At 30.8% G+C, this 23,984-nt stretch carries 19 protein-coding genes; 4 read left to right on the plus strand and 15 right to left on the minus strand.

Features of this window, described 5'->3' with window-relative positions; all coding sequences use genetic code 11:
* Nucleotides 1-43 precede the first annotated feature (43 nt).
* The 13 genes from ACLII3_RS15580 to ACLII3_RS15640 form a co-directional block, all read right to left on the minus strand.
* Entirely contained in the window at nt 44-1,795 is a 1,752-nt protein-coding gene (locus tag ACLII3_RS15580; RefSeq protein WP_412985413.1) for a T9SS type A sorting domain-containing protein, read from the minus strand.
* A 147-nt stretch (nt 1,796-1,942) separates the two neighbouring features.
* Nucleotides 1,943-3,658, minus strand: coding sequence for an FG-GAP-like repeat-containing protein (locus tag ACLII3_RS15585; RefSeq protein ID WP_412985414.1), 1,716 nt, complete (start codon nt 3,656-3,658; stop codon nt 1,943-1,945).
* A 77-nt stretch (nt 3,659-3,735) separates the two neighbouring features.
* On the minus strand, nt 3,736-5,451 hold the full coding sequence (locus ACLII3_RS15590; RefSeq protein ID WP_412985416.1) for an FG-GAP-like repeat-containing protein: 1,716 nt from the start codon (nt 5,449-5,451) through the stop codon (nt 3,736-3,738).
* A gap of 118 nt (nt 5,452-5,569) precedes the next feature.
* The gene (locus ACLII3_RS15595) at nt 5,570-8,029 is read right to left on the minus strand and encodes a T9SS type A sorting domain-containing protein (protein WP_412985418.1); all 2,460 of its coding nucleotides are present in this window, start codon (nt 8,027-8,029) and stop codon (nt 5,570-5,572) included.
* 319 nt (nt 8,030-8,348) lie between these two features.
* Nucleotides 8,349-9,167, minus strand: coding sequence for an enoyl-ACP reductase (locus ACLII3_RS15600; RefSeq protein ID WP_412985420.1), 819 nt, complete (start codon nt 9,165-9,167; stop codon nt 8,349-8,351).
* A 56-nt stretch (nt 9,168-9,223) separates the two neighbouring features.
* Nucleotides 9,224-10,876: a DNA repair protein RecN gene (gene recN, locus ACLII3_RS15605; RefSeq protein WP_412985421.1), complete on the minus strand. Its 1,653-nt coding sequence runs from the start codon at nt 10,874-10,876 to the stop codon at nt 9,224-9,226.
* A gap of 56 nt (nt 10,877-10,932) precedes the next feature.
* Nucleotides 10,933-11,823: a DUF4835 family protein gene (locus ACLII3_RS15610; protein ID WP_412985423.1), complete on the minus strand. Its 891-nt coding sequence runs from the start codon at nt 11,821-11,823 to the stop codon at nt 10,933-10,935.
* Entirely contained in the window at nt 11,816-13,027 is a 1,212-nt protein-coding gene (coaBC, locus tag ACLII3_RS15615) for a bifunctional phosphopantothenoylcysteine decarboxylase/phosphopantothenate--cysteine ligase CoaBC (protein WP_412985425.1), read from the minus strand. The genes ACLII3_RS15610 and coaBC overlap by 8 nt, the downstream gene beginning before the upstream one ends.
* Nucleotides 13,028-13,033: 6 nt before the next feature.
* Complete coding sequence (locus tag ACLII3_RS15620; protein WP_412985427.1) at nt 13,034-13,363, minus strand: DNA-directed RNA polymerase subunit omega; 330 nt, start codon at nt 13,361-13,363, stop codon at nt 13,034-13,036.
* A 14-nt stretch (nt 13,364-13,377) separates the two neighbouring features.
* Entirely contained in the window at nt 13,378-14,190 is an 813-nt protein-coding gene (locus ACLII3_RS15625; protein WP_412985429.1) for an outer membrane protein assembly factor BamD, read from the minus strand.
* Between the two features lie 107 nt (nt 14,191-14,297).
* Nucleotides 14,298-15,221: an ion channel gene (locus ACLII3_RS15630; protein WP_412985431.1), complete on the minus strand. Its 924-nt coding sequence runs from the start codon at nt 15,219-15,221 to the stop codon at nt 14,298-14,300.
* A 1-nt stretch (nt 15,222) separates the two neighbouring features.
* A complete protein-coding gene (gene dapA, locus ACLII3_RS15635) occupies nt 15,223-16,098 on the minus strand; it encodes a 4-hydroxy-tetrahydrodipicolinate synthase (protein WP_412985432.1) in 876 nt (291 codons plus the stop codon).
* A 1-nt stretch (nt 16,099) separates the two neighbouring features.
* Nucleotides 16,100-16,618: a DUF6913 domain-containing protein gene (locus tag ACLII3_RS15640; RefSeq protein WP_412985433.1), complete on the minus strand. Its 519-nt coding sequence runs from the start codon at nt 16,616-16,618 to the stop codon at nt 16,100-16,102.
* Nucleotides 16,619-16,684: 66 nt separating this feature from the next.
* Here ACLII3_RS15640 and ACLII3_RS15645 point away from each other — a divergent pair, with 66 nt between their 5' ends.
* From ACLII3_RS15645 to ACLII3_RS15655, 3 genes are all read left to right on the plus strand, one after another.
* Complete coding sequence (locus tag ACLII3_RS15645) at nt 16,685-17,440, plus strand: 5'-nucleotidase C-terminal domain-containing protein (RefSeq protein WP_412985435.1); 756 nt, start codon at nt 16,685-16,687, stop codon at nt 17,438-17,440.
* A gap of 3 nt (nt 17,441-17,443) precedes the next feature.
* Complete coding sequence (locus ACLII3_RS15650; protein ID WP_412985436.1) at nt 17,444-18,355, plus strand: metallophosphoesterase; 912 nt, start codon at nt 17,444-17,446, stop codon at nt 18,353-18,355.
* A 70-nt stretch (nt 18,356-18,425) separates the two neighbouring features.
* Nucleotides 18,426-18,815 (plus strand): DoxX family protein, encoded by a 390-nt coding sequence (locus tag ACLII3_RS15655; protein ID WP_412985438.1) that lies wholly within the window; start codon nt 18,426-18,428, stop codon nt 18,813-18,815.
* Here the strand turns inward: ACLII3_RS15655 and ACLII3_RS15660 are convergent.
* Entirely contained in the window at nt 18,804-19,550 is a 747-nt protein-coding gene (locus ACLII3_RS15660; RefSeq protein WP_412985439.1) for a hypothetical protein, read from the minus strand. The two genes, ACLII3_RS15655 and ACLII3_RS15660, sit on opposite strands and share 12 nt — an antisense overlap.
* Nucleotides 19,551-19,649: 99 nt before the next feature.
* Entirely contained in the window at nt 19,650-21,644 is a 1,995-nt protein-coding gene (ligA, locus tag ACLII3_RS15665; protein ID WP_412985441.1) for an NAD-dependent DNA ligase LigA, read from the minus strand.
* Nucleotides 21,645-21,695: 51 nt separating this feature from the next.
* Here ligA and ACLII3_RS15670 point away from each other — a divergent pair, with 51 nt between their 5' ends.
* Nucleotides 21,696-23,984, plus strand: coding sequence for a beta-N-acetylhexosaminidase (locus ACLII3_RS15670; protein ID WP_412985442.1), 2,289 nt, complete (start codon nt 21,696-21,698; stop codon nt 23,982-23,984).

A 23,984-nucleotide genomic window follows, 5' to 3' on the forward strand; every position in this document is an offset into this window, starting at 1 on the left:
TTGTTAAAATTAACAAGGCTTTTCTTTCTAAATTATTTTAATATTATTTTCTAATAATTCTAATAGTTTCTGTTTTATCTTCAATAGTAATTTGTACAAAATATGCTCCAGCTTGTAATGCAGACATGTCTACATCGCTAGAAGTTAAATTAGGTGAAGTTCTAATAACTTGTTGTCCTAACATATTAAATACAACTACATTTTGAATATTATTTTGAGCTCTTAAGCTTAATTTATCATTTACTGGATTAGGGAAATATTCAAAAGCATTATTACCCTCTACACCTCCAATTGATAATGTAGTATCAGAAGCAAGAATATCAAAAGATCCTTCTACTCTACCAGCTGTTGGAGGAGGTAAAGCACCATCATTCCAAACTTTAACATAATAAGTTGCTCCTGGAGTCAATCCTGTATAATCAGCATTTACTGCTCCAACATCATCAGTACATGCACCAATAGCATTAGCATCCAAATTAGCACAGTCATCATAAACTGCAACATTAGCATTATCAGCAGTTCCTAAAGTTGTTTGGATGGTTACTTCTCCGCTTGCTGGAGCAACAAAAGAATACCAAACATCAGCAATAAATCCAAAAGAATCACATGTTGGTTGATCACCAGCAGATTGCGTTGCACCTGCATTAGTTTCTCCAAAAAGTTCAACACCTAAAGTTAATGGCGTAGCAGCACCACAATCATCATTTGCTGGTGGTGGAATATTAGCAGCACAAGAAACTGTTAATTCAAACACACCTGCATTAGTTGCATAACCTTCTACTAATATATAATATGTAGTAACTCCATCTGAAGTAAAAGTAACTTCAGATCTTGTTCCACAAGAATCATCATTTCCTATTTCATTAGTTCCAGCACAATCTTCAAATACTCTAATATAAGTATCATAATTAGAATTACATAACGCCAAAGTAACATCTTCTAAACCAGTTCCTGTATAAGAATACCAAACATCTGAAGAAGCATTATAACCACTATCAGTAGCAAGAGATGTATCACTAACAATAACATCATCACATGCTAAAGCAATAGCATCAACACATTCATCATTAGTTGGAGGGCATACATTTACAACAGGAGCCATATCTACATTACATAATGGATCTGTTTCATGTTGTAATGTAATAACCACATTAGTCGCATCAGGGAAAGGTCCAACAGTTACAATTCCTATTGCAGTAACATCAGTTGAAGCCACACCAGCATCGTTAGCAATTGTTAACGTTCCTGAATCTCCTAAATCAGTTACATCTACATCAACACTAAATTGAGTATTAGCACAATCAGGCACTACTGTAGTTGTAGCAGCAGCAGGCGTACATGTTAAAGCAGGAATAATTTGTACTGAAATATTTGTCCAATCTGCAGATGAACCTGCATAAGATTGGTTTAAAGCTACTTCGAGAAAACCATCAGTTTCTGGTGTATATACACCAGCCAGTGTACCTTCAAAAGTCATAGTAGTTGCAGCACCAGAACTTCCAGCCCCACTCGTTGCTGGATCAATTGTTACTGAACCAGCTGTAGTAGTTACTGTTAAATCTGCCTCACTAGACCAAGCATTATTAGTGTCTACCCAATCTACAGTTACAATAAAAGTATCATAATTTCCAGCAGGTGCAGCAGCTGTATTACCTACATCGTTAATACCAACAGTAACAGGTCCATCATCTGCAACAACAGAATAAGGTCCAGCTTGTGTACCAAAAGTGTGTTGCGCTAATAAAGAATAAGAGCTTAACAGTGCAACAAAAAATAATAAAGTAGTTTTTTTCATATTAATATGTTTTATTTGTTGAATACTTTTTAAAAGTATTGATTTTGAAATGATAAATTCATAGTATTTTTCACAAATCGATAAAAACCCCTAATTTATCGACAAAAAACATATCTAACTGTGAATAAGCAGCTTAACTAATAACGGTTATTTTTTAACAAACCTATGAGTAGACGTTGAAACAGAAGTTCTTACTTTAATTATGTAAACACCAGAACTTAATTCACCTAAATCTACAATATTAGTATTATTTTTTTCTAAAACTTTTTTTCCCATAATATTATAGATATTTAGTTGTTCTATTAAATATTTTGATTTTACATTTAACAAATCTTTTACTGGGTTTGGATATAACTCTACAAAAGATTTATTAATGAAACTTGGCATCGATAAAGTTGAAGAACCTTCTACTATATTTAGAGTTTGATTTGAAGCTACATTAAAAAAAACATCTTGTATACCACTTAACCATGTTACCTTAACATAATCTATTGTAGTATTAGTTCCTAGACCAAAAATCTCTGAACTAGAATTTTGAGATAAATAACCTTCACCACAATGTGTATATCTATATTGTTTTACACCATTAATGGATATTTCTATAATTGAACCTATACCATCTTTATTACTTTGGACACCTTCTAAATTCACCTTTAAATAATTATTGGTAGTTGTGGTGAAATTTTGCCACAAGTATATATTTTCATTAAAATTATTTGTAACAACAATATCAAGCTTCCCATCGTTATTTACATCTCCAACTGCATTAGAAAAACTTGATGCTTCATCATTATTAAAACTAGAGTTACTTAAATTAAATGTTTCGTCTCCATTACTTTCGTAAAAAGCAGCAGAAAGGAATATTGGAATTGAACCATCAAACTCACTACTTACATACAAATCTAAATCAGTATCTAAATCAGCGTCTAAAAAAACAGCTCCCCAACCTATACTGTTAAAAGTGGTTCCCGATGATGAAGCAATATCCGTAAATGTTTCATCTCCATTGTTTTTAAATAATACATTTCCTAATTGACTATTGGTTATATATATGTCTTGAAATCCATCATTATTAAAATCATCAATCGTTACTGACATTGCATCTATATTAATATTAGTTCCAGATGATACACTTACATCAGTGAACGTACCATTTCCATTATTTTTATACAACAAATTTTCATATCCATATTTATCGGTTGAAACATAAATATCCTGAAAACCATCATTATTAAAATCAAAAAAAGCTGAACAAAATGCCATATGACCCAAAGTTGAAATACCTGCTAATACATTTACATTTGTAAATGTATTATCTCCATTGTTTCTATATAGAACATTTGCTATAGTTTGACTTCTATTACTAACAAAAACATCTAAAAATCCATCGTTATTATAATCTCCCCAAGAAGCTCCAAATGAAAATGTATTAGAGACATCCATCCCAGAAACAATAGTTATATCTTGAAACACAAAATTGCCTGTATTCAAAAACAGTTTATTTCCTACTGTATCACTCGTAACAAATAAATCTTTATCACCATCATTATCTATATCTACCCAATTAACTTGTTTAGTTTGAGATAATAAATTGGATATGTTGTAAAATTGTTCAACATAAGAAGTTCCATTAATATTTTTAAAAAAACGAACTCCTTGAGTATCATCAGTCGTAAGGGTTATATCATCCCAACCATCACCATCGTAATCACAAAAAGAAATACCATTCCCTAAATAACTACTACCAGCGCTAACATTTAGCCCCAAATTAATTGACTTATCTAAAAAACTTATTTGACCTGTTAATGTATTTGATTGTAAAAAAACAATTAAAATTAAGCCATATAACCTATTTATATTCATAGTCCTTTAAAAAAAGTTTATTAGTTATAATTTAATACATTATTTACTATATCATAGAGTTGTTAAAAGCATAAAAACTATTTTTTTATAACCCTATGAATACTTTCTCTATCATTATCAACAACTTTTACAAAATAAACTCCTGTAGATAAATCCGACAAATCTATAGTAGCTAGGTTACTGTAATTATCTTTCTTAAGATAAATGTTTCCTAATAAATCATACAATTCATAAGATTTTATTATTGAATTTGATTTCACATTTATAATGCTTTCTGTTGGATTTGGATATAACTCAAATTCACTTTGAGTGTTGCTACTTTGTGATAACGTTTCATCACCTTCTAATATATTAACTATTTGGTTTGCAGCTATATTAGTAAAAACATCTACAGTACCACTTAACCATGTTACTTTAACATAATCAACTACTGTATTAGTTCCTAATCCAAAAAACTCAGTATTAGAATTTTGCGACAAATAACCTTCTCCACATAGTGTATATCGATATTGTTTATTTCCATTAATACTAATTTCAATTACCGAACCTATTCCATCTTTATTACTTGTAACACCTTCTAAGTTTACCTTTAACCAATTATTTGAGTTAACAGTTTCGTTTTTCCAAAGAAATATATTATCATCTAAATCGTTAGCAACTATAATATCAATTTTACCATCGTTATTATAATCACCTATTGCATTTGAGTAACTTGAACTATCATCAATTTCTAATCCTGTTAAGGTAGGTTCAAAAAATGTCCCATCATTATTATTTTCATATAAAGCATAAGGAACTAACTCTACTACAGGTTCCATTTTACCACTTACATATAAATCTAAATCCATATCATTATCTGCATCTAAAAAAACAGATCCCCAAGCAATACCATTAAACTCTGTATTAGCTGTTGCTGAAATATTAGTAAATGTTTCATCTCCATTATTCATAAAAAAAACATTACCTAAGTTGGCTGTATTAGTAACATATAAATCAAACCATCCATCATGGTTAAAATCACCTATAGTAGCAGACATAGCGTCCATAAACAGTCCTACACCAGAAGAAGCTCCAATATCAGTAAATGTACCATCTCCATTATTTTTATATAGATAATTTTCAAAAACATATCTATCGTTTGCAACAAAAATATCCTGGAAACCATCATTATTAAAATCAAAAAAAGCTGAACAAAAACTAGAATGAGCATCTGGGTTCAAACCTACAGCAACACTTACATCAGTAAAAGTTCCATCTCCATTATTTCTATATAAAAAATTAGGTGTTGAAAACGTAACCTCATCACGATTACTTATATAAACATCTAAAAAACCATCATTATTATAGTCTCCCCAAGACGCTCCATATGTATACATATTAGTAATTGGAAAACCAGCAGATACAGTAATATCATTAAATGTAGAACTTCCTATATTTTGATACAACCTAACACCATCAGTGTCACTTGTAACAAACAAGTCCTTATCTCCATCATTATCAAAGTCAACCCAATTCGTTTGTTTTGTTTGATAAGTGATTGGAGGTGTTAACAACTGTTCTTCTACAAATGTGCCATTAACATTTTTAAAAAACCTTAAAGGATCAGCGTATTCGGTACATAAAGTAATATCATCCCAACCATCATTATTATAATCGGTAAAATTTATGCCATTTCCCCATATTGTAGTTCCAGCTGTAATACCAACACCAGCATTAGTTGCTTGATTAGTAAAAGTTATTTGTCCATAAATAGGCAAACAACTAATTAAAAATAAAATCTTCAGACACCTCATCTAATACTATTTAGCATAGTAATTTAAAAAATACTTATTAATACAAATAAAAGATTAGTCTAAAATAAAAAAACCTCGTTTAAATGTAAACGAGGTTTTTTTGAGAAGTAATTAAAAATTACTTTTTAATTATCCTAATTGTTTCTGTTATATCTTGAATAGTAACTTGAACAAAATAAGCTCCAGATTCTAAATTAGACATATCTAACTCATTAGATGCTACATTAGGAGAAGTTCTAATTACTTCTTGACCTAACATATTATATACAGATATATTTTGAATAATATTTTGAGCTCTTAAACTTAATTTATCATTAACTGGATTAGGGAAATATTCAAATCCAAAAGTTTCAAATTCTTCAAGACCTAAAGTATTAGTTGAAACTTCTAAACAAAAAGTACCTTGATTAGTAGTACCATATCCAGCTACTTGAACATAATAAGTTTCTCCTATGTTTACAGCTAAATTAGTTATTAAAGAATTATAAGAAGATCCATTACTTAAAATTGTTATTCCTTCATCTTGACTACAAGCTATCTCTGTAAAAGCTCCAGGTGTACCAGAATACACTGCAATTTCTGTATCTACGTTTGTACCTCCAGTAAAATCAGTTGATACATCTACAGTTGCAATTCCTGCTGGTACTGTAAAAGTAAACCAAACATCATCACTAGCTCCTCCATTAAAACAACTACCTGCTCCTTCTCCAGAATCAGTAGCAGCTGTATTATCACCATTATTATTAACACCATCACAATAACCAGCGTCTACAGATAAATCAATAGCATTTGCAGGTTCATCATTTGAAGGTGGACATGTATAGTTAAAATTTCCTAAAGGTAAGTCACAAGTACTATCTGTACCATGAGTTACTGTTAACGAAACTGAATCTCCACTAGCAAATGGCCCTACTTGAGTAATTCCAGTTCCAGCTATAGACCAAGTACTAACACCATCAGTAATTTCTGGAGTACCATCTCCTAAATCTGTTACATCAACATCGATAAAAAATTGATCATTTCCACAATCAGCATTAATAACAGCTGTAGCTGCAGCAGGAGAACAAGATGCTGCCACAATGTTTACATCTACATCCATAGTTACATGCCATGTAGTGCTATTACATGGGTCTTCAGAATCTGCATTTGTATCATCTGAACCAATACGCATTCTATGCACACCAGGAGTAGCTCCAGGAGGCATAATAAATGATGCATCAAAAGTTGTAGGATTGTCAGCAGTACTTTCACCTCCACTATAAACCATTTCAGAAGGCTCGAATGTAAAGTTATCATTAAAGTCTATCCATATTGTAACACCATAAGTATAACCTGTTTCAAAAGTTATTTGAACATTTGAAGAGATTCCCGCAGCTAAATCAACTGGTGAACCAGTAAAATCTTCATATGACAAAGTTCCCGCACTAGGAAAATCTGTAGTACCAACTTGTAAGTTTCCAATTCCATTACCATCTATACTTGCAGTTTCTGAAGTACAGTAACAACCTGTTGCTACAGTAGCAAATGTATTTTCTGAACATCCTGTAGCAGAGCCTACTGCACTATAAGGAGTTACTGTCCAATAATAAGTTGTATCTAAAGTGAGATTATCTGCAGTAATGGTAGTTGATGTAACATTTCCTAAGTCAACATTATCAAAAATATCAGTTCCTCCTGGAGTAGTTCCTACAGTAATAACATAACCTGTAGCATTAGTTGCAGCATCCCAAGATAACGGCACATCAAAATTACCACAAGAAGGGTCTGGTGTAGAAACTGCATTATCAGCACAAGTAGGCAAAGCTGCAGTTGTAAAACTAGTTTCAGTACATCCAGTAGCATCACCATTAGCATTACTTGCTATAACGGTTACAAAATAAGTAGTACTAGGACTTAAAGAAGTTAAATCGTAGGTTAAAACATTTCCAACATCTAGACCATTTTCTACATCAGTAGCTCCTGATGAAGTCCCAATATTTAATTTATAACTTGTAGTTCCTCCTGGTGCAGTAGACCATGTTAAAGTAGGACTAATAATATCTGTAGCCCCATCTGCTGGAGAATCCAGTAAAGTACAAGAAGGAGGATTAACTAAAGGAATAGCTGAAAACGCAGTTACATCAAAGTCTAAATCATTAGGACTTCCCCATTGTCCAACAGCAATATAAACTGTTTGACCTGCTGAAATTATAGCTGTAACTGTTTTTGTAGAATCTCCTCCTGTTGTTCCTTGAGTATCTAAACAATCATCTAATGCTGTTCCTGTACAAGTTGCAAAAATCCCTAAACCATTCCAAGAATTTCTTGAAAATGTCGTCATTGATATTTCTTCATCATTAGCACCTGCTGTATACTCAAATAAGTACACATCATCATCCCAATAAAAGTTGCTAGTTCCTCCACACTCTACAGTAGGATTATCATTCCAGTCTTCTGGACCAGCAGTTCCTGGAGAAGTAATCCCTGAAGCCGTATAACCGTCAGTTATAACAACTCCATCACCACAACCATATTGGGCATAACTTTGATAGCCGAAAATAAACGCTAAAAAAGTAAAAAATAAAGTAATTTTTTTCATGTTTCGTCTTTTGTTAAGTTAGTTAAAATTAATTGAATTCTTAAACGTATTAATAATATTTGATTTAATATGTTAATAGTTTAGCAAATCGACAAAAGGCAATAAAAACCGATAAAATGAATTTTCGAGTAAATAAAAATCACAGCTAAAACCTAATAAACTAGCTACAAACAGGTTAAAAACTATTAAACAACAAAACAGCCTCAAAACAATAGATAAAAAGCAAAAAAACAAGACAAAAGGTTAATTCATTTTATTTTTTAATAAAAAAAGCCTTGTTCATATGAACAAGGCTTTAATATTTATATATAAGAAAAGTTTATTCCTTTTCTATAAATGCTTCCATTACTGCATCACTAACTCCCATATTACTAAATCCTCCATCATTATAAAGATTTTGTAATGTAACACGCTTAGTTAAATCACTAAATAATGAAACTGTATAATTAGCACAATCCATAGCTGTTGCATTTCCTAATGGTGACATTTTTTCGGCATAAGCAATAAAACCATCAAAACCTTTTACACCGCTTCCAGCCGTTGTAGGTGTTGGTGATTGTGAAATTGTATTTACTCTTACGTTTTTATCTCTTCCAAAGAAATACCCGAAACTTCTAGCTATACTTTCTAAATAAGCTTTATTATCAGCCATATCATTATAATCTGGAAACACACGCTGAGCGGCCATATAAGTTAAAGCTACAATACTTCCCCATTCGTTCATTGCATCTGCTTTGTATAATGTTTTCATTACTTTATGAAAAGACATTGCAGATACATCTGTACCTTTTTGAGTCCAAGCATAATTTTGGTCTGTATAGTGCTTTCCTTTTCTAACATTTATTGACATTCCTATAGAGTGTAAAACAAAGTCGATTTTACCTCCTAGTATTTCCATTGATTTCTCAATAAGATTTTGCAAATCTTCTTCAGAAGTTGCATCAGCAGGAATAATTTGAGAACCTGTTTTTTCTGCTAATTCATTAATTTGTCCCATTCTCATAGCAACTGGTGCATTTGTCAATACAAACTCTCCTCCTTCTTCATGAACACGTTCTGCAGTTTTCCAAGCGATAGAGTTTTCATCTAGTGCTCCAAAAATGATTCCTTTTTTACCTTTTAATAAATTATAAGACATATGATATTAATTTTATTGCGTTGTTAGTTTTATTATTTTAAGATGCAAAGATACTATTAATTAAGTAATTGCTTAGCATGAGCAATTGCAGAGGTTGACATTTCTTTCCCATCAATCATTTGAGCAATTTCAACTATACGTTCATCAATAGATAACTTTTTTAAATGTGTTAAAGTTATATTACTTACATCTTCCTTATATACTTTAAAATGACTATCTCCTTTAGCTGCTATTTGAGGTAAGTGTGTAATTGCAAATACTTGCATTGTTTTACTCATTTGCTGCATAATACTTGCCATTTTTAATGATATCTCACCTGAAACACCAGTATCTATCTCATCAAACATAATTGTAGGTAATTGTATATATTTTGATAAAATGGATTTAATAGCTAACATAATTCTAGACAATTCACCTCCAGAAGCTGCCTTCTTTAATGAATTAAACTGACCTCCTTTATTAGCTGAAAAAAGAAACGACAACTCGTCCTTACCATTTAACAGAAATTCATCATTAAGTTTCACTGTAATATCAAACTTTGCATTAGGCATTCCTAAATCCTTTAAAACAGCTTCTAATGCAGAAGTTAAGCTTGGTATAACTTGATTTCTTTTATTACTAATATCTAAAGCAAGCTTGTTTAGTTGCCCTTCAATTTTAGACAATTCTGATTCTTTTTTAGAAATATCATCATCAATATTTTCAACAGTAGAAACTTTATTTGATAAGTTTTCTTGAATTACTAATAACTCATCAATGTTAAATGCTGAATGCTTTAATAATAAATTATTTATAATTTGAAGCTTATTATTAACCTCTTCTAACCTATTTGGATTAGCATCTACTTTATCTTGAGCAGCCTCTATTTCCAGAAACACATCATCTAACTCTATCAATGTACTATTTACTCTACTAAACAGTTCTTGATAATCTTTAGATATTGATTCAATTCTTTGAAGACTATTTTTTGCTTCAGTTAAATTTTTAAGCACTCCCAATTGCTCATCACTCAAAACTTGATATGCTAATTGCAATGCTTCTTTAATATCTTCTACATTATTTAATGCCTCATATTCTGATTCTAAACTTTCTAATTCACCAGAAACCAATTTAGCTTCGTTGAGTTCTGATAATAAAAACAAATTATAATCATGCTCCTTTATAGCATTTGACTTAGTTTCTAACAAATCTTTTAACTCTTTCTTACATCTTTTATAGGCTACTAAATCATTTTGATATTGACTTAATAACTTCTGGTTGTTTGCTAATGCATCTATTACTTTAAACTGAAAACTATCGTTAGTTAACTCTAAAGTTTGATGTTGAGAATGAATATCAATTAGAAAATCACTTAAAGCTGATAAAGCACTTAAATTTACAGGTGTATCATTAATAAAAGCTCTTGATTTGCCAGAAGGCAATATTTCTCTTCTAATAATGGTTTCAGTTTCATAATCTAAATCAAACTTTTTAAAATGTGATTTAAGATTATAACTAGCAATATCAAATGTAGCTTCTACTATACATTTTTTTGAAGCATCTTTAACATTAGACAGATCTGCTCTATTTCCTAAGATAAGCGATAAACCTCCTAGTAAAACAGATTTTCCTGCTCCAGTTTCACCTGTAATAATAGTCAAACCATTATTAAAGTCTACCTGTAAGCTATCTATTAAAGCATAATTTTTAATTGATAATGAAGTAAGCAAGCTTTGAAGTTTATTTTATTTAGATTAATTACCTAATAAAGATACTATTTTAATCACTAAAAGTTAATATTTCTCCATTTACTTGAATGCGTAGGAGCTATTTTTGATAATGTAGTCACTAAGTTAGCAATATCTACACTTGGTCCTTCAGAAAATATATCTTGAATCTCTTCAGCTTTTGCATCAAAAAACACTCTTAAAATAAATGAATTTGGGCGTCTATTATACATTGCATTAAAAGATGATAATGCATCAGCAATTGCTTTTTTACCTTTTTTTGCGTCAACATGCATATTATCTAATCCATCTCTATGATATGTATACATTACACTTCTAAACTCTTTATACCTACTAGATAAAACATTATCTATTAACGCACTTCTTGTTTGATCACCTCCTCTTGGTGGCTCCCAACCTGCAGCATTATTTTGTTGTGAATAACCAACTATAGTTCTTGCTTGCTCGTAATACTTGTTACCTCCATTTAACTCAAACGTATCTGCATCCATTCCTAAAATCATATTTACATGAAAAGCAATAACAGATACTAAATTAGATTCAAACTGATTAGCACTATAGTTTAAATTTTGAAATTCTAAATACCTAAAATTAAACTCTCTATCATTAAAATTATAAACAGGAGCTGCATAAGTAGAATTGAAAACTGGTCTAGCCGATTGTACTTGTATAGTAGCTTGAAAAGAATCATTATTATAATCCTGAACATTGATTACCATACTACATTCAATACGTTCTTGTGGTTTAAACTTTTTATTTGTCCATTGTGTATTATTCACAAACTCATTGAGCTGTTTCTCTAAAGTTTTAAATACCTGTACGTTTTCATTTCCTGTTTGTTGTGCATTAACAACTATATTACAGTTTAATTCTTGAGCCGAAATAGAAACTGTAAATATTAATGAAAGAATAAATAAAAAGTTACGCATCAATTTGTTTTAATATTTCACGCATTAAGTCTTGAGCAACTTCAGCCTTAGACTTTAATTCATAATTAGTAATATGCTCATTTTTATCAATAATGGATACTTTATTAGTGGCTCCACCAAATCCAGCACCTTTATCGTTTAACGAATTTAATACAATTAAATCTAAATTCTTCTTTTTTAACTTACCAATTGCATTCTCTAATTCGTTATTAGTCTCTAGAGCAAAACCAACTAAAAGCTGTTTATCTTTAATATCTCCTAATGAAGCTAAGATATCTTTGGTTTTTTCTAACTCTAAAGTTAACGTAGAATCTTTCTTTTTTATTTTCTTATCTGAAGGGTTTTTTGGCTTATAATCTGCTACAGCAGCAGATAAAATTGCTACATCAACAGTAGCATAATGCTCATGCACTGCATTATACATATCTTGAGCACTAACTACAGGAATAACTTCTATTAAATCACTGCTTACTGTTTGATGAGTTGGTCCAGAAACTAAAACTACTTTAGCTCCTAATTGTGCTGCAGCATTAGCTATTTCAAATCCCATTTTACCACTTGAATGATTTCCTATAAAACGCACAGGATCTATTGCTTCATAAGTTGGTCCAGCAGTTATTAAAACTGTTTTACCATGTAACGGTAGCCCATTAAGTACATGATTCTCAATAAATGAAACAATATCTTCTGGTTCAGCCATTCTTCCCATTCCTACTAAACCACTTGCTAATTCACCACTAGTAGCAGGAATCATAACATTTCCAAAAGCCTCTAAAGCCTTTATAGAGTTATTTGTAGATTCATGCTTATACATGTCTAAATCCATTGCTGGAGCAAAGTACACAGGACATTTTGCCGACAAATATGTAGCTAATAAAAAATTGTCGCTATTGCCAGTTGCCATTTTAGATAAGGTATTGGCTGTTGCTGGCGCTATTAAAAACAAATCAGCCCAAAGTCCTAAATCCACATGATTATTCCATACAGAGTTTTCATCATCTTCATTAGTAAATGAAGAATAGACAGGGTTTTTGGATAAGGTAGATAATGTTAAAGGTGTAACAAAATCTTTAGAAGCAGGTGTCATAACAACTTTAATATTTGCACCTGCTTTTATAAATAATCGTACTAGTGAAGCTGTTTTATACGCAGCTATACCAGCAGTTATACCTAATAGTATATTCTTGCCACGTAAAATAGACATCACTAATTATTCTTGAGACTCGTTTTGAGTATTTCTGTAGTAAATTTTTTCGTTTAACCATTCTTGAACAGCTAAAGCGTGTGGCTTAGGTAATTTTTCGTAAAACTTAGAAACTTCGATTTGTTCTTTGTTTTCAAAAATTTCTTCTAGACTATCATTATAAGTAGCAAATTCTTCTAACTTATCGATAAGCTCTTTTCTTATCTCAGTATTAATTTGCTCAGCTCTTCTTGCAATTACCGAAATTGCTTCGTAAATATTTTCTGTTGGCGCATCAATAGCATTTCTATCGTACGTTTCAGTTGTTACAGGAGCATTAACTTTCTTTAAATCCATCTTTATATAAATAATTAACTTTTAGTAATATATTGTTTCACAGCACTATTTAACTCATCATTCATTGTTTTAGCCTGCTCGTTGTATTGAGATTCAGGATATAATTTAGCAAAAGTGTTGTAATATGCTATAGCGTTATTTAAACGCTCTTCTTTTTTATGTTCTACACTATTAATTGCTAATTTATAAGCAGAATCAAACCTATAGAACATAGCATCTTCTTTAAAAGATGTTCCAGGGAAATCTAATAAGAAATTATCAAATGCAGTAATTGCAGCATTGTAATCTCTATTATGAGGTCCCGTAATATTATATTGTAAAGCAATATTATAAGCTTTCTTTTCTAGTTTATAATCTAACTCTTTTACTAATTTATTAGCTTCTTCCATGTGAGAAGATTCTGGAAACCTATTAATAAATGCTTGCAGTTTTTCTATAGCATCCTTAGTATCCTTTTGCTCTTTAGAATACACTGGAGATAAATGGTAATAACTTTTAGCTCCTAAAAAAGCAATTTCTTCAAGCTTTTCACTTGTTGGGTAAGAACTTACAAAACGTTCCATTTGGTAATTCGCTGTATAATAATCTCCCATTTCGTAAAACGTTTTACAATACATATACATTAATTTCTCTGCTTGCGGCTTACCTCTATACTTTGGTACTATTTGTATAAAAATACGATTAGCTTTACTAAATTTTCCAGCATCAAATAATTCTGTTCCAACTTTAAATTTAGTAGCAATATCTTCAGATTTTAATGCTTTTTGGAATTCACTACAAGAGCTAAATGTAATAGCTATCAATAATATGTAAAAAAGTTTCTTCATAATTTTAAACAGGATGCAAAAATACGTATTTAAAACGTATTTTAAAAACTAATATTTTAAGCTAAAATAAGACGTGTTTTCATCACTTAATAGGGTTTAAGTAATATTTAACTTTTTGAAGGTTCAACAACATCTAAAAGCTTATAATCAAGTATCATTTTTCCTTCTTCATTATAATAATATGCTTTTTTAAACTTATAATCTACCTTTATTTCGTTTAAAGTATACGAGTATAATTGATGTACTTCTTGGTTAAACGATTCGTCATAATAACTAATCATTACCAAAAATTCCCCATTTTGCTTTACGATGTCTTCTTTTGAAAAATTACGCAAAGGACTTTCATCATCTATCTCATGTACAATAGTCCATGTGGTTGGTAAATATGTTATTTGCTCTCTTTCTAATTTAAGTTTATAAAATGTATTTACATATTCGCCTTTATTATTTTTTTCGGATAATGTTAATGTTACTGATGCTTTAGGGTTAATCATAATACTTTTTCTATTATTAACCAATCTAAACATTATTGCTTGTGTAATGTTAAAATCTCTAAAAACAATATTTTTACTAAACCTTAAAGATGCTTTAGGCTTTGAAAACCTACCATACAACAGTCCAGTTATAAAAGAAAACATTAACAAACCTATTAGAGCTTCTAACGAAGATAAAACACCACTTGCAATGCCTTTAGGTGCCATTGCACCATATCCTAAGGCAGTAATGGTTTGACATGAAAAGAAAAATGCATTTAAAAAGTCTTTAAATACATTTCCAGAAGCATCAGCAATTTGCTCAACACCTATTAATAAATATAAAAAAGCAAAAAGCGTATTTAAAACTATATAGGCTGAAAACGCAAATAAAAAAAACTTAGCCCAAGATACATGCACTAAATAATTATAAGCCTCTCTAATTTGTGTCGGCTTATTTAAATGTTGAATATTAAACGAACCATCTTTATTCACCATACGTTTTGCGTATGGTGAAGATGTGTTTCCTAATCCTGGGTCTTTTATTCGTTTTGCCAAATTAAAACTTAGCTATATAGTCTTTTATCCTATCTTTTAAATCATCTGTAGCTACAACCAAAGGTAATCTAACTGTATCTTTACATAAATTCATACATTCAAGTACAGCTTTAATTCCAGCTGGATTATTTTCTTCAAAAATTAAACTTACAATATCCATTAATTTATAATGCAATTCATAAGCTTCTTTTGCATTTCCTTCTAGTCCTAATCTTATCATTTTAGAAAATGCCTCTGGAAATGCTTGACCAATTACCGAAATAACACCAGAACCTCCAGCTAAAGCAACACCTAAAGCTAAATCATCATCACCCGAAATTATTAAAAAGTCTTTTGGTTTATTTTTTAATAATTCTAAATATTGTTGTGCATTATTTCCTGCTTCTTTTACTGCAATTATATTATCGAAATCATTCGCTAATCTAATTGTTGTTGAAGGCTCCATATTTTTTGCTGTTCTTCCTGGTACATTATACAAAACCACACCTATTGGACAAGCCTCAGCAATAGCTTTAAAATGTTGATAAAATCCTTCTTGAGTAGGCTTACTATAATAAGGCGCTACAGACAAGATTGCTTCAAATTGAGATAAATCTGTACTTTTTATCTCTTCAATTACTGCGTAAGTATTATTACCTCCTATTCCTAAAACCATAGGAACACGGCCATTATTAACTTTAGAAATAGTTGCAATTATTTCCTGTTTTTCTTTTGCTGTAACGGTTACACTCTCTCCTGTTGTTCCACTGATCACCAAATAATCAATACCATTAACAATATTAAATTCAACAATATTTGCTAATGCTTCATGATCTACAGTTAAATCACTTTTAAAAGGTGTTACCAACGCAACTCCTGTTCCTATTAATCTACTCATTTTATAATTTATTAAGGACTTTTAAATATTTTATTAGTTCGTTTTTAAAAACATCAATATCATTTGGGCTTACATCTATAATAAAATCATGCAAACGTTCATCTTTGTTAGATAAGCCAATTTTAAAATTTGCTTGTGACAATGCTGTTACCAAGTTTAATTCTAAATTATCTTGCTTATAAAAGCTTATTAAAGCATCAAATTTTGTAGCTACAAAATCTTTCACTTCAGCATTTTCTATTTTTCCGCTCCATCCAAATTCTTTAGGATTAAAAAAAGCATCCCAACTATTAGGTTTATCCTTCTCATCATTTATAAAAGTAATAAACTTAAGCTTGTTATCCTTTACTCCTACTGTACTCATTAACTTGCGCATTTGGTCAAGATTAGCATATTCTTCAATACTAAGAACAACACCTACAGACGCTAATTTATTATCGTTAACATTAACAACACGAGCATTTAAAATATTGTTAATATATTTTTGGTTAGATTTATTCTTGAATCGCTTTAAAAACATCTATATTTATTGGCTGTACAAATGTAATAAAACAACTAAGACATTTCTGTTAAAAACTTATAATAAATGAATATTAAATATCAAATCTTAAGCCTATCATTACTATGCTTTTTATCTTGTAAAAACGAGCACCATTTAACTAAAATAGAAGGTTCTAGATTAGAAATAAATGACTCTTTAAATTCAGATTCTTCTATTGATGAATTTATTAAACCTTACAGAGAAAATGTAAATAAGACTTTAGATAGTGTATTGGCATATTCAGTTGACACTTATTCTAAAAAAGATGGTGAATTAAACACAGCTATAGGTAATTTAATGGCAGATGCAGTTTTACAAGAATCAAACCCAGTTTTTTTATCAAGAACAGGAGAAAACATTGATGCTGTTTTATTAAATCATGGTGGTATTAGAGCTATTTTATCAAAAGGAGATGTTACCATTAGAACAGCTTATGAAATTATGCCTTTTGAAAATAGTGTTGTTGTAGCTGATTTGAAAGGAAAACATGTAAAAGAACTAGTTAACTACCTAACATTTGCTAAAAGAGCACATCCAATTGCTGGTCTTGAAGTAGAATTAGACAAAGATTACAATCTAAAAAAAGCCTTAATAAATGGTGCTATAATAGAAGATGACAAAACATATCATATAGCTACAAATGACTACTTATATAATGGAGGTGACAGAATGGCTTTTTTCAAAAGCAGTGATAGCCTTCATGTTTTAAACTATAAAATAAGAAATGTACTTATAGATTACTTCAGCAAAAAAGACACACTTAACCCAAAAATTGATAACAGATTTATTAAAACAAACTAAACCATGAAAAGAAGAGATTTTTTACAACAAACAGCAGCTACAACAGCTCTAGTAACTTTAGGTGGTTTAGGATTGCAATCTTTTTCTAATCCGTTAAAAAAAATAACCATTCTTCACACTAATGATGTACATAGTCATATTGACCCTTTTGGTCCAGAAGATGGAAGAAATGCAAATAAAGGTGGCGTTGCTAGAAGAGCTAGTTTAGTTGAGTCTATTAGAAAAGAAAACCCAAACACACTACTATTAGATGCTGGCGATATTTTTCAAGGCACGCCATACTTTAACTATTATGGAGGTGAACTTGAATTTAAGCTAATGAGCATGCTTAAATATGATGCTGCTACTATTGGAAATCATGATTTCGACAATGGTATTGATGGATTATTTAAACAAATTCCTCATGCTAAATTTGATTTTGTCTCTGCCAATTACGATTTCAAAAACACAGTAATGGATACTCATGTTAAACCTTATAAAACATTTATTAAAGAAGGTATTAAAATTGGTGTTTTTGGCTTAGGTATTGAGCTAAATGGTCTTGTTATTAAAGACATGTACAAAGAAACCAAATACCTTGACCCAATTGAAATTGCTCAAGATATGAGTAGAATTTTAAAAGAGGAAGAACAATGCGATTTGGTTATTTGTTTATCCCATTTAGGATACAACTATAAAAATGCACCTCAAAAAGTATCAGACTTAAAAGTAGCAAAAGCGACTAAAGACATCGACTTAATTATTGGAGGGCATACACACACTTTTTTACCTAAACCAACAATAGAAAAAAATTCTGTTGGGGAAAATGTACTAGTTAATCAAGTAGGATGTTATGGATTATACCTTGGAAGAATTGACTTTTACTTTGACTCAAACAAAAACAAATCTGCTAAAGGAAAATCCATAATTGTATAAGTATTTTTAAAATTTGGTAAGTTTTTGAATTTTAGTCGTCTAAACTTAAAATTTAAAAACTTACCAAACAATGAAAAAACATATTCCATTAACCTTAAGAATTATTGTTGCAGTTATTTTAATTCAAACTCTAAGATTCAAGTTTACAGCACATCCAGATAGTGTCTATATTTTTGAAACTGTTGGATTAGAACCAATAGGAAGAATTGGAATTGGAATTATTGAATTAATTGCTGGTATTTTACTTTTAATTCCGAAAACCGTTTGGGCTGGAGTTACTATAACTATAGGTGTAATTGGAGGTGCAATAATGATGCATCTTACTCAGCTAGGTATTGAAGTTAAAAATGATGGTGGTGTATTGTTTTATACTGCAGTAGTAACTTTTTTGCTATCTCTATCAATTTTATATATGTATCGAAAAGACATTCCTTTAATAGGAAAAAAATTAAACTTCTGATTTTTCTAAGGAATCTCTATACAGACTTCCGCTAGAATAAGTTAAACCTGATTGTAAATAGAAAAAATAGAACGCTACAACCAATAAAGCAGAATAAACAACTATTAATATGTTTTTTTCTGTTACATAATAATAAGCTACTTGAATAACCTCTGAAAACACTATACAAAGTGATCCCAACAATAAGTTCATCGCTTTTTTAGAATCTCTGCTTATATAATTTATTAAGGTAATTGTAAGCAACAACATAATAATTGTGTTGTAAGTAATCTCAACAAAATAATCCAAAGGACCATGTAAATAATCACTTTTTATAGCAATATCTGTAACTAAAACAACACTGTAAATATCTAAAGCTATTAAAACAAAAACATGTAACGCAAAACGATTAAATATCTTTTTAACATCCATAGACTTATACACCTCAATAAATAAAAACGTATAAGCTAATACGCACATTAGATTACCTAAATAAAAAATTATATTATCAACAAAAACATGCTCTTCTGCTTGCTTAGAAAATAAACCCATTAACTCAGTAATTGAATAAAGTACTAGAAAAGCAAAAAAATAACCATTCTTGTTTTTTCCATTAATACAATAATAAACAGTTAGTATAGGTAAAAGAAATGATCGAACTATATTAGCTTGGTCATCAAAATTGAAGATTTGAAGACCCAAGAATCCTGCTGTCATGACAATCAAAATTCCTAATATAATTTTTCCTTTCTGCATATAGTTATAGTCCTATTTGTCAGACAAATATATAACTTTTTTGCAATTAATCGATAAAAAAGCACTTTTTATCGATATTTTTAACAATTTTAAATTATTCTAAATAATCATATTTAAGAAGTCTTGTTCAGTAATAATTGCTATACTTAACGATTCTGCTTTTGCACGTTTACTTGGACCCATTTTATCTCCAGCAACCAAATAAGAAGTTTTTGATGAAATTGAAGAAGACACTTTACCTCCATTGTCTTCAATTAACTTTTTAAGCTCATTTCTTGAAACCTGAGTAAACACACCAGAAACCACAAAAACACTCCCTTCTAATTTATTCGTTTGATTAGCCAAAACCTCAGCAGACAATTCTAACTGAACACCAAAACTTTTCAATCTATTAACTACCTCATAGTTTTCTTTTGAACTAAAAAACTCTACAACACTCTCTGCGATCTTCTCTCCTATTTCATCAACACTAATCAAATCTTCTATACTTGCAAAAGACAAAGCATCAATGCTTTTATAATGTTTCGCCAACTTCTTCGCAACAGTTTCACCAACAAATCTAATTCCAATAGCGTATAAAACACGTTCAAACGGAATTTGCTTAGAAGCTTCAATTCCAGCAATAAGATTATCAGCACTTTTCTCTGCCATACGCTCTAGAGGCAACACATCTTCTTTTTTTAATTCATATAAATCCGAATAATTAGAAATCAATCTAGCATTAACCAATAAAGCTACAGTTTCACCACCAAGCCCTTCAATATCCATTGCTTTTCTAGAAATATAATGCTGAATACGTCCTATCACTTGTGGATTACAACCATTATAATTCGGACAATAATGTTTAGCATCACCTTCGGTTCTAACTAACTCAGTTTTGCATTCTGGGCAATGTGTAATATATTGTGTTGGTTCCGAGTCTTCTGGTCGTTTAGATAAATCAACAGCAATAATCTTTGGAATAATCTCCCCACCTTTTTCCACAAACACCTCATCATTCACTCTAATATCTAGCTTCTCAATTTGATCTGCATTATGCAAAGACGCACGTTTTACAATAGTTCCTGCTAATTCTACAGGTTCTAAATTAGCTACAGGTGTAATTGCCCCAGTTCGTCCTACTTGATACGAAATACTATTTAATTTAGTAGACACTTGTTCTGCCTTAAACTTATAAGCCATTGCCCAACGTGGTGCTTTTGCTGTATAACCCAATTCTTGTTGTTGATACAAGCTATTTACTTTAATTACAACACCATCAGTTTCGTAAGGTAAATCATGACGCGCAGTATCCCAATAGTTCACAAACTCCAAAACCTCATCTATAGAATTGGATAATTTGGCATCACTTGGCACTTTAAAGCCCCAAGCTCTTGCTTTTTCAAGGTTTTCAAATTGGGTTTCAATTCCTGTATTTCTACCTTCAATACTATATAGTAAACATTCTAAAGGACGTTTGGCTGTCTCAGCACTATCTTGTAATTTCAAACTTCCTGAAGCTGTATTTCTAGGATTTCTATAAGGTTCTTCTCCAGCTGCAATTCGCTCTTCATTCATTTTATTAAACCCCTCAAATGGTAAAACGATTTCTCCTCGAATATCAAATTTTTCAGGATAGTTACCTTTTAGTTTCAAAGGCACTGTTTTAATAGTTTTAATATTAGTAGTTACATTATCACCTTGAAACCCATCTCCTCGTGTAACAGCTCTAAGCAACTCGCCATTTTCATAAGTCAAGCTTATAGAAGCTCCATCATATTTTAACTCACAAGTATACTGAATATCGCCATCGACTAATTTCTTGATACGTTTTTCCCAATCTAATAAATCCTCCTTGGAGTAACTGTTATCCAAGGAATACATTCTATTTTCATGAACAATAGTCTCAAAATTCTTAGTCACTTCCCCTCCAACCCTTAATGTTGGTGAATTGGCATCATAAAATTCTGGATGCTTAGCCTCTAACTCTTGAAGGTCTTTAAGTTTCATATCAAATTCATAATCAGAAATCGTTGGATTATCTAACGTATAGTAATTATAATTATGCTGTCTTAACTCTTCACGTAAAGCCTCAATTTGTTCTTTAATATTCATTTAAGAAATGTAAATGGATTGTTATATATTTAAAGCTCCTAATATACTAAAATGACTATCAAGAAAATATTACTCTTTACTGTTTTTATTAGCTTTTTATTCACGTGTAAACAAGAAAACATTGCTACTGTTGCTTACCAAAACAATATCATTCCAAAACCTCAGAATGTAAAATTACTTAAAGGTGCTTTTATCTTTGATGATAATGTCTATCTTGAATTTGATAATACCTTCAGTATTTCTGCCAATTTTCTTAAAAACTATATAGAAAATGGAAGTAGTATCAAGTTAAATAACAATAAATCCGAGAAGACAATTAAGTTCACTAAAGATGAATCAATCACTAACCCTGAAGCTTATAAGCTAGAAATTAACCGCACAAAAATTGAAATCAAAGCCTCATCAGACCAAGGTGCATTTTATGCAGTTCAATCTATAAGGCAACTACTTTCTTATGAATTTGAAAATGGTTCTTATAAATTAAATATTACTAAAATTCCATGTTTAACAATAGAAGACGCTCCTCAATTTAAATACAGAGGTATGCATCTAGATGTTGGACGTCATATGTATTCGGTAGAATTCATCAAAAAATACATTGATGCTTTAGCCATGTTAAAAATGAATACATTTCACTGGCACTTAACTGAAGACCAAGGTTGGCGTATCGAAATCAAAAAATATCCTAAACTTCAAGAAATTGCTGCATATCGTAGTGAAACACTCATAGGACATTATAGCGACCAACCTCATCAATTTGACGGCAAACGTTATGGTGGTTTTTACACACAAGAAGAAGTTAAAGATATTGTTGCATATGCACAAGAACGTCATGTAACTGTAATTCCAGAAATTGAACTTCCAGGGCACTCACAAGCTGCTATTGCTGCATATCCTGGGTTAGGCTGTACAGGAAAACAAATTGAAGCAGCTACAAAATGGGGGGTTTTTGAAGACATCTATTGCTCTAAGGAATCTACTTTTGAATTCTTAGAAGATGTTCTTGATGAAGTTTTAGAATTATTTCCAAGTAAATATATTCATATTGGTGGTGATGAAGCACCTAAATCTAGATGGAAACATTGCGATGATTGTCAAAAGCTAATCAAACAAAAAGGACTTAAAGATGAGCATGAATTACAAAGTTATTTCATATCGCGCATTGAAACATATTTAAATAATAAAGGCAGACAAATTATTGGTTGGGATGAAATCTTAGAAGGTGGTTTAGCGCCAAATGCCACAGTAATGTCATGGCGAGGTATGAATGGTGCTGTAGAAGCCGCCAAACAAAATCATAATGTGATTATGACACCAACTTCACATTGTTATTTTGATTATTATCAAAGCGAAAATGAAAGCGAGCCAACTGCCATTGGAGGTTTTTTGCCACTAGAAAAAGTATATAGTTTTAATCCTATTCCAGAGGAATTGACAATTGAAGAGTCTAAACATGTCTTAGGTGTACAAGGAAACATTTGGACTGAGTATATGCCTAACGAAAAACATGTGGAATACATGATGTTCCCTCGTGTATTAGCAATGAGTGAAGTTGGTTGGACACAACCAGAGCTAAAAGAGTATCACAATTTTTCAAATAGAGTTGAAAATTTTCATGAGCGCTTAGATGCATTGAACATAAATTATGCAAATCACTTTTACGAAGTTGAAGGAGATATCATAAAAAAAGACTCCACTATCTTTTACAAGTTAAGCGCTCCAACGCAAAAGTTTGATATTAAGTTTACAACTAACAACACTGAACCTACAACAGAATCATCAACTTACTTAACTCCAATACAAATTGATAGCAGCACAACTATTAAAGCAGTTGTATTTGATGGTAAAGGAAAGCTATTAGGAAACACATTTACACAATACATCAATTACCATAAAGGTGTTGGAGCATCTATTAAAATGAATGTAGAACCCAACAAATCTTATCCAGGAAGTGGTGCTTATGGTTTAATTAATGGAGTTTCAGGAAGTGACAAACGTTTCGGAGATAAAGAATGGTTAGGCTTTTGGGGAGATGATATAGAGATTATTATTGATTTAGGAGAAAGCACAAATATCAACAATATAAAAACCCGTTTTTACAATGGACAAGGACAATGGATTTATGCTCCAAAAAAAATAACAATAGAACTAGATGACACTTTATTAGACTATAAAACTAATTCAAAAAATGAATTAATTACTAATGTGGAAATTGGAGTTGGTGGTCAATACTCAAGATTCATTAAGTTAACTATTCCAAACTACGGAATTATTCCCGAAGGAAAACAAGGCGCAGGCAATAAAGCTTGGACATTTATTGACGAAATAATAATTAATTAA

It is taken from the genome of Pontimicrobium sp. IMCC45349 (assembly GCF_047219225.1).
Lineage (GTDB): Bacteria > Bacteroidota > Bacteroidia > Flavobacteriales > Flavobacteriaceae > IMCC45349.

Bases quoted from the DNA above. Each gene is read 5' to 3' on its own strand.
- ACLII3_RS15580 (WP_412985413.1), bottom strand. From the start codon at position 1,795: ATGAAAAAAACTACTTTATTATTTTTTGTTGCACTGTTAAGCTCTTAT.
- ACLII3_RS15585 (WP_412985414.1), bottom strand. From the start codon at position 3,658: ATGAATATAAATAGGTTATATGGCTTAATTTTAATTGTTTTTTTACAA.
- ACLII3_RS15590 (WP_412985416.1), bottom strand. From the start codon at position 5,451: ATGAGGTGTCTGAAGATTTTATTTTTAATTAGTTGTTTGCCTATTTAT.
- ACLII3_RS15595 (WP_412985418.1), bottom strand. From the start codon at position 8,029: ATGAAAAAAATTACTTTATTTTTTACTTTTTTAGCGTTTATTTTCGGC.
- ACLII3_RS15600 (WP_412985420.1), bottom strand. From the start codon at position 9,167: ATGTCTTATAATTTATTAAAAGGTAAAAAAGGAATCATTTTTGGAGCA.
- ACLII3_RS15610 (WP_412985423.1), bottom strand. From the start codon at position 11,823: ATGCGTAACTTTTTATTTATTCTTTCATTAATATTTACAGTTTCTATT.
- coaBC (WP_412985425.1), bottom strand. From the start codon at position 13,027: ATGTCTATTTTACGTGGCAAGAATATACTATTAGGTATAACTGCTGGT.
- ACLII3_RS15620 (WP_412985427.1), bottom strand. From the start codon at position 13,363: ATGGATTTAAAGAAAGTTAATGCTCCTGTAACAACTGAAACGTACGAT.
- ACLII3_RS15625 (WP_412985429.1), bottom strand. From the start codon at position 14,190: ATGAAGAAACTTTTTTACATATTATTGATAGCTATTACATTTAGCTCT.
- dapA (WP_412985432.1), bottom strand. From the start codon at position 16,098: ATGAGTAGATTAATAGGAACAGGAGTTGCGTTGGTAACACCTTTTAAA.
- ACLII3_RS15640 (WP_412985433.1), bottom strand. From the start codon at position 16,618: ATGTTTTTAAAGCGATTCAAGAATAAATCTAACCAAAAATATATTAAC.
- ACLII3_RS15645 (WP_412985435.1), top strand. From the start codon at position 16,685: ATGAATATTAAATATCAAATCTTAAGCCTATCATTACTATGCTTTTTA.
- ACLII3_RS15650 (WP_412985436.1), top strand. From the start codon at position 17,444: ATGAAAAGAAGAGATTTTTTACAACAAACAGCAGCTACAACAGCTCTA.
- ACLII3_RS15655 (WP_412985438.1), top strand. From the start codon at position 18,426: ATGAAAAAACATATTCCATTAACCTTAAGAATTATTGTTGCAGTTATT.
- ACLII3_RS15660 (WP_412985439.1), bottom strand. From the start codon at position 19,550: ATGCAGAAAGGAAAAATTATATTAGGAATTTTGATTGTCATGACAGCA.
- ligA (WP_412985441.1), bottom strand. From the start codon at position 21,644: ATGAATATTAAAGAACAAATTGAGGCTTTACGTGAAGAGTTAAGACAG.
- ACLII3_RS15670 (WP_412985442.1), top strand. From the start codon at position 21,696: ATGACTATCAAGAAAATATTACTCTTTACTGTTTTTATTAGCTTTTTA.